Source organism: Pseudoxanthobacter sp. M-2, assembly GCF_046156265.1.
Lineage (GTDB): Bacteria > Pseudomonadota > Alphaproteobacteria > Rhizobiales > Segnochrobactraceae > CAMDHY01.
In genome coordinates, this window is sequence record NZ_JAWDIR010000020.1 from 1 (window position 1) to 12,628 (window position 12,628).

At 64.7% G+C, this 12,628-nt stretch carries 10 protein-coding genes and 2 pseudogenes; 2 read left to right on the plus strand and 10 right to left on the minus strand.

Annotated elements, in window-relative coordinates:
* Nucleotides 1-188 precede the first annotated feature (188 nt).
* On the plus strand, nucleotides 189-2,918 hold the full coding sequence (locus tag RUR49_RS11620) for an HAD-IC family P-type ATPase (protein ID WP_409146545.1): 2,730 nt from the start codon (nucleotides 189-191) through the stop codon (nucleotides 2,916-2,918).
* On the opposite strand, the pseudogene RUR49_RS11625 reads toward RUR49_RS11620, so the two are convergent.
* From RUR49_RS11625 to RUR49_RS11665, 9 genes and pseudogenes are all read right to left on the minus strand, one after another.
* Nucleotides 2,915-3,145: pseudogene (locus RUR49_RS11625) on the minus strand (transposase); the annotation flags it as partial. The gene RUR49_RS11620 and the pseudogene RUR49_RS11625 sit on opposite strands and share 4 nt — an antisense overlap.
* Nucleotides 3,146-3,149: 4 nt before the next feature.
* The gene (locus tag RUR49_RS11630; protein WP_409146546.1) at nucleotides 3,150-4,058 is read right to left on the minus strand and encodes a universal stress protein; all 909 of its coding nucleotides are present in this window, start codon (nucleotides 4,056-4,058) and stop codon (nucleotides 3,150-3,152) included.
* A gap of 431 nt (nucleotides 4,059-4,489) precedes the next feature.
* Nucleotides 4,490-5,367: pseudogene (locus tag RUR49_RS11635) on the minus strand (IS3 family transposase); the annotation flags it as partial.
* 50 nt (nucleotides 5,368-5,417) lie between these two features.
* Nucleotides 5,418-5,831, minus strand: coding sequence for a monovalent cation/H(+) antiporter subunit G (gene mnhG / locus RUR49_RS11640; protein ID WP_409146547.1), 414 nt, complete (start codon nucleotides 5,829-5,831; stop codon nucleotides 5,418-5,420).
* The gene (locus RUR49_RS11645; RefSeq protein WP_409146548.1) at nucleotides 5,828-6,112 is read right to left on the minus strand and encodes a K+/H+ antiporter subunit F; all 285 of its coding nucleotides are present in this window, start codon (nucleotides 6,110-6,112) and stop codon (nucleotides 5,828-5,830) included. Before RUR49_RS11645 ends, mnhG begins: the two co-directional genes overlap by 4 nt.
* A complete protein-coding gene (locus RUR49_RS11650) occupies nucleotides 6,109-6,600 on the minus strand; it encodes a Na+/H+ antiporter subunit E (protein WP_409146549.1) in 492 nt (163 codons plus the stop codon). Before RUR49_RS11650 ends, RUR49_RS11645 begins: the two co-directional genes overlap by 4 nt.
* Nucleotides 6,597-8,231 carry a monovalent cation/H+ antiporter subunit D gene (locus tag RUR49_RS11655; protein ID WP_409146550.1) on the minus strand — a complete coding sequence of 545 codons (1,635 nt, stop codon included), beginning with the start codon at nucleotides 8,229-8,231 and terminating at the stop codon, nucleotides 6,597-6,599. The genes RUR49_RS11650 and RUR49_RS11655 overlap by 4 nt, the downstream gene beginning before the upstream one ends.
* A complete protein-coding gene (locus RUR49_RS11660; protein WP_409146551.1) occupies nucleotides 8,228-8,569 on the minus strand; it encodes a Na+/H+ antiporter subunit C in 342 nt (113 codons plus the stop codon). The genes RUR49_RS11655 and RUR49_RS11660 overlap by 4 nt, the downstream gene beginning before the upstream one ends.
* Nucleotides 8,569-11,496, minus strand: a complete 2,928-nt coding sequence (locus RUR49_RS11665) for a monovalent cation/H+ antiporter subunit A (RefSeq protein ID WP_409146552.1) — start codon at nucleotides 11,494-11,496, stop codon at nucleotides 8,569-8,571. Before RUR49_RS11665 ends, RUR49_RS11660 begins: the two co-directional genes overlap by 1 nt.
* A 102-nt stretch (nucleotides 11,497-11,598) precedes the next feature.
* Here RUR49_RS11665 and RUR49_RS11670 point away from each other — a divergent pair, with 102 nt between their 5' ends.
* Nucleotides 11,599-11,844: a multiprotein-bridging factor 1 family protein gene (locus RUR49_RS11670; RefSeq protein ID WP_409146554.1), complete on the plus strand. Its 246-nt coding sequence runs from the start codon at nucleotides 11,599-11,601 to the stop codon at nucleotides 11,842-11,844.
* A gap of 393 nt (nucleotides 11,845-12,237) precedes the next feature.
* Here RUR49_RS11670 and RUR49_RS11675 read toward each other — a convergent pair.
* The coding region (locus tag RUR49_RS11675) for a transposase domain-containing protein (RefSeq protein ID WP_409146553.1) at nucleotides 12,238-12,628 on the minus strand (391 nt) is incomplete at its 5' end.

A 12,628-nucleotide genomic window follows, 5' to 3' on the forward strand; every position in this document is an offset into this window, starting at 1 on the left:
CAGACGCTATTGCGTTTCACCAATGAACGAAGGCAGGTTGCCGGGTTACCCAGGCGACGAGGCGCGTAAGTTGAGAAGGGGAACAGTCGAAGCGTATGGCGTGTGGTCATTAATCTGCTCCCCGCAGCCGCCGGCGCCTTTATCATGAGACAGCCCGTACGATTAGGCCGATTGGGAGCAATTCTTGCATGCTCGTTGTACCAGATGCCGCCATTCAAGAAGACTATCGAACGTTTCGCTCCGTGCACGACCGAGATGCCGCGCATGTGGTCGCTGAGCTTGCATCGACCAATCAGGGGCTGAGCTCCGGTGAAGCCGAACGGCGGCTGCGACAGCATGGTCCCAATTCCATTCCGACCGGCACGCGGCGCCACCCGGTCCTACGGTTCCTCGCCCAATTCAACAACGCACTGATCTATTTCATGCTTGCCGGGGCTGCGGCAGCGGCGGCGCTGGGGCACTTCGTCGATACGGGAGTGATCCTAGCGGTCGTCCTGGTGAACGCGGTCGTGGGCTTCCTGCAGGAGGGCAAGGCCGAAGATGCCTTGGCCGCGATCCGAAACATGATTGCGCCACGCGCTACCGCGCTGCGCGATGGCCAGCGCGTCAGCGTGCCCCAGGCCGAACTTGTCCCCGGTGACGTCGTCCTGATCGAGGCGGGCGATCGGGTTCCGGCCGACTTGCGCCTGCTTCGCGCGCGCAGCCTGCGGATTGATGAGGCAATCCTGACCGGCGAGTCCGTAGCGGCGACGAAACATACCGACCCCGTCGACGCAAACGCAGCTCTCGGCGACAGACGATCGCTGGCGTTTTCCGGCACCTTGGTTGCAAGCGGGCAGGGAACGGGTATCGTTTTCGCGACAGGATTGCAGACCGAGATCGGGCGCATCAGCGAGCTGCTGGGCGGCGTCGAGGAACTGACCACGCCGCTTTTGCGGCAAATCAACCGCTTCGGCCAGCGGTTTACCCGGTTCGCCTTTGTCGGTGCGGCGATCCTCTTCGTATTCGCGATCACATTACGCGGCTACGAGTGGGACGAGGCGCTGATGGCTGTCGTCGCACTTGCCGTCAGCCTGGTCCCAGAGGGCCTGCCTGCCGTGATTACCATCACGCTGGCCATCGGCGTGCAGCGTATGGCCGTGCGAAACGCCGTGATCCGCCGTCTTCCGGCGGTCGAGACGCTGGGGGCCACTTCCGTCATCTGTTCGGACAAGACCGGGACGCTCACCCGCAACGAAATGACGGTCCGCCGGGTTGTCACCCCGGGGCAAGCGATTTTTGTGGAAGGCTCGGGCTACAATCCAGGCGGGCATCAACTGTTTGAAGACACCGGCCCCCGCAGTCCTGCTAGCCATGCAACATCCCTGTCGCTGATCCGCGCCGGCCTGCTCTGCAACGACGCCAGGCTGCGCACCAACGGTGCGGAATGGCATGTCGAGGGCGACCCGATGGAGGGGGCGCTCGTTACCTTAGCGATGAAGGCCGCTTTCGATCCCGAGAACGAGCGTGCGGAGTGGCCTCGCCTCGATGAGATCCCCTTCGATGCCGCGCATCGTTTCATGGCGACCCTGCACAGGATGTCGCTGGCGGAGCATGTGGTTCTGGTAAAGGGCGCGCCCGAGGCCGTTCTGGCCATGTGCAGCAGACAGGAGGCTCAGGGCGGGCCAACCGCGCTCGATGCGAGGTACTGGTCCGACAGGATCGCGGAAGCTGCGGCGCACGGCGAACGCGTTCTTGGCTTTGCCATGCGCCAACTACCCGAAGGGACGGATCGCATCGATTTTCCCGATGTTAAAACCGGGCTGACGTTCCTTGGCATCGTCGGCTTCATCGACCCGCCGCGGGACGAGGCGATCCGCGCGATCGCCGAATGCGCCTCGGCCGGGATCGCGGTGCGCATGATCACCGGCGACCACGCCGCCACCGCCAAGTCAATCGCGCGTCAGCTTGGAATGGGTGACGATCCGGTCGTTCTGACGGGACATGACCTTGATCAGTTATCAGGGGAGGACTTCACTAAGGCCGTCCGTGAAACGGTCGTGTTCGCCCGCACGAGCCCCGAGCACAAGCTGCGCATCGTGCAGGCGCTTCAGGCCGAAGGGCGGGTAGTTGCCATGACGGGGGATGGCGTCAACGACGCGCCCTCGCTGAAGCAGGCGGACGTCGGCATTGCGATGGGCGTCAAGGGTACCGAGGCCGCCAAGGAGGCTTCGGAAATGGTGCTGATGGACGACAACTTCGCCTCGATCGTCGCGGCCGTGCACGAAGGACGCACCGTCCATGACAACATCCGCAAGGTCGTCAGCTGGACGCTGCCCACAAACGGCGGCGAGGCCCTGACCGTGGTCATCGCGATCCTGTTCAACTTCGCCATGCCGATGACGCCGGTCCAGATCCTGTGGGTCAACCTGATTCTTGCCGCCACTCTAGGCCTCGCGCTTGCCTTCGAACCCTCCGAGCCCGGTGTCATGCGCCGCCTGCCACGCCGGCCTAACGCGGGGCTGCTTACACCCTTCATCCTGTGGCGGGTGATCGTGGTCTCGCTCCTGTTCGCCGCGATCTCTCTTGGCGCGTTCTTCTGGGCATTGGATCAGGGCCGTGACCTGGAAACCGCTCGGACGATGGTGGTGAACACGCTGGTGGTGCTGGAGATCTTCTATCTCTTCAGCGTGCGCTTCCTTCACATGACATCCTTTACCTTTACCGGCGTGAAGGGCACGACGCCGGTGTGGATCGCGCTTGCGGTCGTCGTCGCCGGGCAGCTTGCCTTCACCTATCTGCCGATCATGAACACCATCTTCGGATCCCGTCCGCTGACGCTCGCGGACGGGGCATTGATCATCGCGCTCGGGGTGGCGAGCTTTGTGCTGCTCGAGTTCGAGAAGCACTTTCTCCGCCACCGCTTTCGAGGTGACTAAGTCGTGTGGACAAACTTGATCCAGCATCGGATGGTGGCGATCTGCACGAAGCCGAGGAAGCTCGACGCAAGCTTGTCGTAGCGGGTCGCGACGCGACGTGAGTGCTTGAGTTTGTTGAAGAAGCGCTCGATGCGGTTGCGCATCGCGTAGGCGGCCTTGTCGATGATCCGCTGGACCTTCCGGTTTGACTTCGTCGGGATCACCGGGTCGATGCCCCGCCGCTCGAGATGCTTACTCGGCTTCGTGCAGCTCGCCACCATCCGATGCTGGATCAAATTTGTCCACACGACTTAAGGGGACTGTGAGAACGTCGACCGCTGCGTGCCGCAGAACGTCTTGTGCGACGCTACCCAGAATCAACTGCGCAATGGCGCTTTTGCTGCCAGACGCAATCACGACCAGATCTGCCGGTAGGTCAGCAGCGGTTCTTAGGATTTCGCGCGCAACCGTTGACTCCTCTCTACGCACGATCGGTTTGGCCCGTTCGAAAGAGCTATTCTTTATAAATTGCCGTAATTCCTTCAAAGCCGACTCGCGTTGTGCGTTTAAATAATGGTTCTCTTCCTCTTTTGCCATATTATTGGGCATGATCATGCGCAATGCGGGCGTATCGAATACGTTCACAATAGATGAGCCTGCGTCTACCCCCAGCCCCATCGCCGCAAAGCGATTCAGCGCTTGCTCCGCGCTTTTAGAAAGATCCGTCGTCAGCAGGATATGGCGCCATGGACCCACGGGCGGCCCGTTCACCATCAGGACAGGGCATGATACCGCCTTAATGGTGCGTTCGGCTGTAGTCCCCACAAATGCGTCCCGCAAAATCTGGCGGCGGTGCGGGCCTATCACCAGAAGATCGGGAGATACCTCTTCTGCTGCGCCGGCAATGCCTCTGAAGGGGTCGTCCAGCAGAACGCTTGTAGTGCAAATACAACCATCTTGGTCGCGCAAGGAGCGCTCGAGCTGCGCAAGTATGAGGTGTGCGTCTTCCGCATCGTGGTCAACGATGTATTGTGGCCGATCGTTATCGACCACATGTACTATAGATAGCTCGGCGGAGTGCTGACGCGCCAAAATCGTCGCTCTCCGCAACGCTCGGTCGGATCGTTCGGAGAAATCCGTGGCCAGCATGATCCGCCGCATTTGTAGCCTCGCTCCTCATCCAATCGGCCATAAAAGTACAAAAAACTTGGCACCCGGATTGATGCAGATCAACCAAGAGAAGCCATCCTGCCACCGGCTTCGTCGTTCGGCTGCCCTGGATCGGCAGCCGGCCGGTGATCGCGGCGGGCCGGTCTGGCGAGGGTACCCCGTTGTCGTGGGGAGGCTCGTCCGTGACCGGCCGTCATGTCACCGACCATCGGATGAGGCTCTTCATGACCTTCCGACAGACCGACGGCGTGGCCGCGGCAGCCGCCAAGGCCGCCATTTCGATCGCGACGGGCTACCGGCTGGCGCGCGACCCGCGTCTGCCTGACTGGCCTGCCCCTTTGAATTGGTCCTCCCTGAGGTATGAGGTGGCCCCCATTCGGCTGACGGATTGGCGGCTTTGCTAAGCTTGGTTCTGGTTTCCGTCACGCCGCCATGTTGATGCCGTTGCGGGCAGTGTGGACCTCCTCCGGCGTTCTGCCGCCGAGGGCCGAGTGGGGCCTCACGCGGTTGTAGTAGCTGACGCACCTGCTGATCCCCGCCCGGGCCTCGGAGCCGGTCTCGAAGGCATTGAGGTAGATGCACTCGTATTTCAGCGACCGCCAGAGGCGCTCAATGAACACGTTGTCCATCCACCGGCCGCGGCCATCCATGGAGATCCGCACGTCAGCGTCCAGCAGCACCTCGGTGAAGCGCGGCTGGTGAACTGGCTGCCCTGGTCGGTGTTGAAGATGCCGGGCCGCCCGAACTGGGACAAGGCCTCCTCCAGCGCCTCGATGCAGAAGTCGGCCTCCATGGTGTTGGAGAGCCGCCAGGACAGAACCCTGCGGCTGTGCCAGTCCATGATGGCGACCAAGTACAGGAAGCCGCGCCGCATCGGGATGTAGGTGATGTCGGCGCACCAGACCTGGTCAGGCTCCTCGATCGCCATGTTCCGCAGGAGATAGGGGAAGACGCGGTGTTGCGGATGCCGCACCGTGGTCTTCGGCCGCTGGTAGCTGGCGGCCAGCCCCATGCGGGCCATGAGACGCCGCACGCGCTTGCGCCCGACCTCATGTCCCTGCTGGCGCAGATGGCGCACCATCTGCCGCGAGCCGTACCAGGGCGTCTCGAGGAACTGGCCGTCGATCGCTCGCATGATGGCGAGGGTTTCGAGGCTTTCGGTCCGCGGGCCGCAGTAGAAGGCGGACCGGCTGATGCCGACCAGGGCGCACTGCCGCGTGATCGGCAGCTGAGCGTGGTCCGGTTCGATCATATCGCGTCTCGCCCCCACGCTCAGCGCCCGGATGCTCGACGCAAAAAATCCCGTTCCACCACCAGCGAGGAGCCGAATGTGACACGTCTTGCAGGCTCTCACGCTCGAGGAGGCAGGACGTCGTCCCCGGCCTCCGCACTGCTAACGTTTTCTTCAGCCTCGTTTGCGAGTCTTGGAGACCTAACGCCGTTGTCGCTCTCAAAACGGTCCCGGAAAAGCGTCGCCCGTACCAGAAGTATGAGTGTCACGGGCGTGGTGACGGTAATGAAGGCAGCGATCAAGATTTCGTGGATGACTGGCCTTGCTCCCAGCGCGGTGAAGAACACCATCGAGGCGGCCAGCACCAGCCCTGTGCCAGCCGTCGTACCGAGCGTCGGCGCATGCACGCGCTCGTAGAAGGTGGCGAAGCGCAGCAGCCCGACTGAGCCGAGCGCGGTTATTGCCGTGCCGAGCAGCACCAGTATTCCGACGGCCACCGCCGCCCAGGCCGGAAGGTCCGCGAGAGGAGTCATTCGATCACCTCGCCCCGCATCAGGAACTTCGCGAGCGCCACGGTGCCGACGAAGCCGAGCAGCGCGATCGCCAGCGCCACCTCAAAATAGAGCGCGCTGCCGGTGCGGATGCCGAAGGTCACCAGCATCAGCATGGCGTTGACGTAGAGGGTATCGAGACCGACGACCCGATCCTGGGCGCGCGGGCCGCGGATCATGCGGAACACCGCACACGCCATCGCCAGGGCGAGCAGCACTTGCCCGGTGAGCAGGGCGATGGCCAGGAACGCGGACGCCGTCATTCGAAGATCTCCCGGAGCCTGCTCTCGTAACGACCTTTGATGGTCTCGATCCAGCCGGCCTCGTCGACGAGATCGAGGACGTGCAGCGTCAGGATGCCGGTCGCGGGATTGAAGTTGACCCAGAGTGTTCCCGGCGTCGACGTGACGATGATGGCGAGCGCGGCGAGCGCGTAGGGGTCGCGCAGCGTGAGCGGAATGTCGACGAGCCCGGAGCGACGGCCACGTAGCCGCGGATTGAGGATCAGCCGGCCGACGGCGACGTTCGAGCGCAGCACGTCGCCGGCGACGAAGCAGGCGAGCGTGACCACGGCCCACGCGCCGTGCATGCGTCGGTCGCGGGGAGAGAGAAGCGGCACGAGCGCCCACGGCGCCACCAGTGCAATCGCTGAGCCGAGCAGGACATGGCCGATCGACACAGACTGGTAGAGCAGCAGCCAGATCGCCAGCAGCGTGACCGACAACAGCGGGAAGGGCAGCCAGCGTCTCATGGTGCGGCCGCGCCGTCGGGAACACGGGCATGCGGTGAGAAGACCCTGTCGACATAGGGACCCGCGCTCCGAATGTCGTCGGCAGTTGCCTGCGCATAGCGCATCCCGTCTCCGGCCATGAGGGTCAGCGTCACGCAGGCTAGTAGCAGCACCGCTACCGGAGCGATCTCGATCAGCTGAACCCGCGGCGGCGTGCGCTCCACCGCCCAGAAGATGCGGATGCCGGCACGCGTCATCGCGATCAGCGTGAAGAGCCCGGACAGGACGAGCAGAACCACCAGCGCCCAGGCGAGTGGCGTCGGCGCGGCGGAGACGCCGAGCCCGGCCGGATTGATCAGCGTCGTCATCAGCGCGAACTTGGCCACGAACCCGGACAGCGGCGGCAGTCCGGCGATGTGCAGCCCGCACAGGACGAAGCTCAGGCCGAGAATTGCCATCGTCGCCGGGATGGCGATGCCGACCTCCTCGACCGCCTCCGCCGTCTCCGGTTCATCGCCGTAGGCCTCCATCGTAACCGCCAGCACGTCGGCACCCGGGTCGCGCCCACGCTCGGCGAGATCGACCAGCATGAACAGCGCGGCGATCCCGAGCGTCGAGTTGAAGAGGTAGAACAGCGCCGCCCCGGTGACGGCCGGCTGCTCGAGCCCGGCCGCCGCCATAACCGTGCCGGTCGAGACCACCACTGCGTAGGCGGCGAGGCGGCGCACGTCTTGCGAGGCGAGCACGCCGACCGAGCCGTAGACGATCGTCGCCATCCCGCCGAACAGCAGCCAGTCGCTGCCGAAGCCGGCTGACTGTCCGCTGCCGGTGGCGAAGAACAGCAGCGACAGCCGCAGCAGCACGTAGACGCCGACCTTGCTGAGAATGGCGAAGAAAGCTGCCACCGGCGGCGCCGACACCGAGTAGGCGGCAGGCAGCCAGAAGCACAGCGGCCACATCCCCGCCTTGACCAGGAACGCCACGCCGAGCACCGCGGCGCCGGTCTCGAGCAAAGCCCGGTCGGCGTCCGCGAGCGCGGGGATGCGCTGCGCCAGGTCGGCCATGTTGAGGGTACCGGTGACGCCGTAGATCAGGCTGACGCCGACGAGGAAGAGCAGTGACGCCGCGAGGTTGACAGCGATGTAGTGCAACCCCGCCTTGACGCGGGCGATGCCCGAGCCGTGCAGCACCAGCCCGTAGGAGGCGACGAGCAGAAGCTCGATGAAGACGAACAGGTTGAACAGGTCGCCGGTCAGGACGGCGCCGTTCACGCCCATCAGCAGGATCTGGAATAGGGCGTGGAAATAGGCGCCCTCGCGGTGCCAGCGGGCGAGCGCGTAGACGAGGGCGGCGAGCGCCAGCATGCCGGTCAGCACCAGCATCATCGCCGACAGCCGGTCGACGACGAGGACGATTCCGAACGGCACCGGCCAGTCGCCGAGGCGGTAGTTCATCACGGCCGCCGCCCCATCGGGGCTGGTGTCGGCCATGCGCATCAGCACGACCGCCACGACCAGCGCCAGCAGCGTCGAGCCGACGTTGATCGCCGCCTTGACGCTGCGGCTGCGATCGTCGACCAGCAGCACCACCGCGGCGGCAGCGAGCGGAATGAGGATCGGCAGGATCACCAGGTGATCGGCGATCGCGGTCAAGGTCGACGCTCCGACCCGTCGACGTGGTCCGTTCCAGTCAGCCCGCGCGAGGCGAGCAGCACGACGAGGAACAACGCCGTCGTTGCAAAGCCGATGACGATGGCGGTGAGCACCAACGCCTGTGGCAATGGATCGGTGAGCGCGCTCGGATCGCCAACGCCGTCCGTCAGCACTGGCGGGGCGCCGGAGATGAGCCTGCCCATTGAGAAGATGAACAGGTTCACAGCGTAGGAGAGAAGGGAGAGCCCAATAATCACCTGAAACGTCCGCGGCCGCAGCAGTAGCCAGACGCCGGAGCTCGTGAGTGCACCGATTGCTATTGCGAGGACGAGTTCCATCACGCCCCGCTGGCTGCGGTTGTAGGCGGAGCAGGGGGCGGGGTGTTGCGATGGCTGCGGATAGACTGGTGGGCGATCGCGATGAGGATCAGTGTGATCGCTCCGATTACCAGCAACATGACGCCCAGATCGAACAGGAGGGCGCTGACGAGTGGAATGCTCCCGATCAAGGGCAGGTCCGCGTACGCGGAGTGTGAGGTGAGGAATGGATAGGAGAACAGCCACGATCCGGCGCCGGTGGCGGTCGCCAAGATCAGGCCTGATGCGATCCAGCGCACCGGGTGGATGCGCAGTCGCGCCTCCACCCAGCGGATGCCGCCGGCGAGGTACTGCAGCAGCACCGCGATCGCCAGTGTAATCCCCCCGACGAAGCCACCCCCCGGCAGGTCATGGCCGCGCAGGAATAAATACAATCCCATCACACCGATCACCGGGAATAGCATCTTCATGATGGTCGAGGTCACTACGAGATAATCGGCCGCGGTGTCGCCATGGCCGCGCCCTGGGGTTGCCTTGGCGTAGAGGTCCTGCGCCTGTTGCTGTTCAGGCACGCCAATGCTGTCGGAGGCCGGACGGAACCGCCGCAGAAGGGCGTAAACTGTGAGCGCGACCGCAGCGAGAACGGTGATCTCGCCGAGCGTATCGAAGCCGCGGAAGTCGACGAGGATGACGTTAACGACGTTGCGACCGCCGCCGAGCGCGTAGGCATTCTCAACGAAGTAGTCGGCGATGCTTTCGGGCGCGGTCCGCGTCATAATCAGGTAGGAGATCGTCGCCAGGCCGCCGCCGGCGGCAAGCGCGATGACGAGATCGCGGACGCGGCGAACGTGCGCGGACCAGGCGATCCGTCCGGTTTCCTCGGCGAGGGCAACGCGCTTCGGCAGCCAGCGCAGCCCGAGCAGGATCAGCACGGTGGTGACGATCTCGACGAGCAACTGGGTCAGCGCCAGATCCGGCGCCGACAGCCAGACGAAGGTGATGCACGTAGCGAGGCCGGCGCCGCCGATCAGCACGAGCGCTGCGAGGCGGTGAAACTTCGCCAGTGCGGCACCGCTGATCGCGCAGGCGACCCCGATCAGCCAGATCATCGTGAACACCGGATCGAACCCGGACGTCGGCGCCGTCCCGAGCGACAGGCCGCGGTCGAGGATCGGCCAGAGGCCGGCGACCAGCGCGACGCACACCACGAACCGCAACTGCGGCTGCAGCCGCCGCGTGCCGATCAGCCCTTCCAGCGACCGTGCCCAGCGCCACGAGAGCGTGACCATGACGCTGTCGAAGATGCGCGGCGCCTTCAGGTGGCGCACCAGCGGCGCCCCCTCGACGCCGCGGGCGAGATAGCCCTGCAGCATGAAGTAGAGCGCGACTCCGCCGGCGAGCGCGAACACGCTCATCAGCAGCGGCAGGTTGAAACCGTGCCAGACGGCGAGGCTGTACACCGGCGTCGCACCGCCGAGCACGGCGGTGACGGCGGTCGCGAGATACGGCCCCACGGTGAGGCCGGGGATGATGCCGACGACGAGGCAGACGAGCACCAGGATTTCCACCGGCAAGCGCATCCAGTGCGGCGGCTCGTGCGGGGTCCGTGGGAGTCCGACGGGCGGTGGTCCGAAGAACACCCCGTGGATGAAGCGTAGCGAATAGGCGACGCTGAACATCGCAGCCAGGGTGGCCACATAGGGCAGCATGTCGTCGACCAGCGAGCCGTCGTGGGTCTCGATCGTCCGGGCGAAGAACATCTCCTTCGACAGGAAGCCGTTGAGTAGTGGCACGCCGGCCATCGACGCGGCGGCCACCATCGCCAGCGTTCCGGTGATCGGCATGTATCGGAAAAGCCCGCTCAGCCGCCGGATGTCGCGCGTCCCCGTCTCGTGGTCGATGATGCCGGCCGCCATGAACAGCGACGCCTTGAAGGTCGCGTGGTTCATGATGTGGAAGATCGCCGCCACCGCCGCGAGCGGCGTGCCGAGGCCAAGCAGGAGGGTGATCAGGCCGATGTGGCTGATCGTCGAATAGGCGAGCAGCCCCTTCACGTCCTGCTGGAAGATCGCAACGAAGGCACCGAGCACGAAGGTGACGAGGCCAGCACCGCTGACCAGCCAGAGCCACTCGTTGGTTCCCGACAGCACGGGCCACAGCCGCGCCAGCAGGAAGACGCCGGCCTTCACCAGGGTGACGGAATGCAGGTAGGCCGAGACCGGCGTCGGCGCGGCCATCGCCTGCGGCAGCCAGAAATGGAATGGGAACTGGGCGCTCTTGGTGAGGGCCCCGACGACGATCAGCACCAGGGCCGTGAAGTAGAGCGGATGGGCGCGCACCAGGTCCCCGGACCGCAGAACGACGTCGAGGTCGTAGCTGCCGACGATGTGGCCGAGCACGAGCACGCCGGCGAACAGGCACAGCCCGCCGAGCGAGGTGATGGTGAGCGACATTCGCGCACCGTCGCGCGCAGCGGCCCTCTGGTGCCAATAGCCGATCAGCAGGAACGAGAAGAGGCTCGTCAGCTCCCAGAAGAAGACGAGCTGGATCAGGTTACCCGACAGCACGATGCCGAGCATCGCTCCCATGAAGGCAAGCAGGAAGGCGAAGAATCTCGGGACGGGATCGGATGGAGACATGTAGTAGCGGGCGTACAGGACCACCAGCAGGCCGATGCCAGTGACGAGCACGCCGAACATCCAGGAGAAGCCATCCAGTCGCAATCCGAACTGGAGGCCGAGCTGGGGCACCCAGGCGATGTCGAGGCTGACGACCCCGCCATCGGTGACACGCGGGTACAAGGCCGCCAGCAGCAAGACCGCTATGAGCGTGACCGCCCCCGCAAGCCAGGCGGCGGCGTTGCGCGCATGTGTCTCGAGCAGGGCCGCGGCGAGACATCCGGCGAAGGGCAGGACCAGCACGAGGAGGAGGGCAATCTGATGAAGCATTGCCTACCCTCCTTCGCTCTCAATTCCTATTGCCTCAGTTTGCCCATCATGGTTGATTTTGGGGGGCTGGCACAAGCCGATTGTTCGGACCGAAGGTCGCGGATGCGAACGTTCTCACCGGAGCACTGCCGGGCAGCGCGAGGCCTTCTGGGCTGGACCCAGGAGGAACTGGCGACAGCTGCCAAGGTTTCGCGTAGCACAATCCGCAATTTTGAATGCGGGCGACACGAACTACGCCGCGAGAGCGAAAGGCTTCTTTTGAACGCTTTAGAGCGTAGCGGCGTCCGGGTATTGCGAGACGATCTAGGTGGGCCTGGCGTGCGATTGTCGCGGCGGCCCCCGGCCTAGGATCCTTACTCATTTTGGTCAAGCGTGATGTAGCATTCGCCGATTCAAGGTTCGCGGGAGGATCTTGATGATAGCGATGCAGGCACGTTGGCTTGACGATGAGGAATTGGCTCGGATCGAGCCGCTTGTGCCGCGCGGGCGGAGGGGCGCAGACATGCGTGAGGAGCGGCGCGCGCTGGCGCGGCTGCCCGCCCGAGTTCGGGCCCTACACGACAGTCTATTACCGTTCATTCGCGTGTCGGCCGGGGCTGTGGCTGCAGATGTTCGAGGCCCTGACTGGGCATAGCGGCGTCTTCGACGGGGCGGCGATTGACGCCACCCACGTCGAAGCGCACCGCTTGGCAGCCGGCGCAAAAGGGGGCCTTCGCGCAGGCCATAGGGTAAGCGCTGTTCTCAGGCCACGGCCTTGAGTGCAGCGGGGGCATAGGCCCACGGAAGCAGGTCGTCGATCTGGCTTTGAGCGTGGCCTTCGACGATGCGGGCGATGACGTCGGCGAGGTAGCTCTGCGGCTCGACGGCGTTGAGCTTCGCGGTCTCGACAAGTGAGGCGATTGGCGCCGCGCCACCACCGACACGACGGTACCAGGAACCAGCGTCTCCTCCACGATCCGAGCCCGGTCGTCGACGCTCCGACGCCTGCGCCCCATCGCGCCGCTGATCACCTTCGAGGCGCCGGACCGGCCCTGACGGCTCAAGTCTATGGTCAAGTCTGGACTGAACCGCGCCGGGTTTGCCGGAGGCTGTTTTGTTTGAGTCAGGCGGCGACTGCAACCTGCTCCTGGTG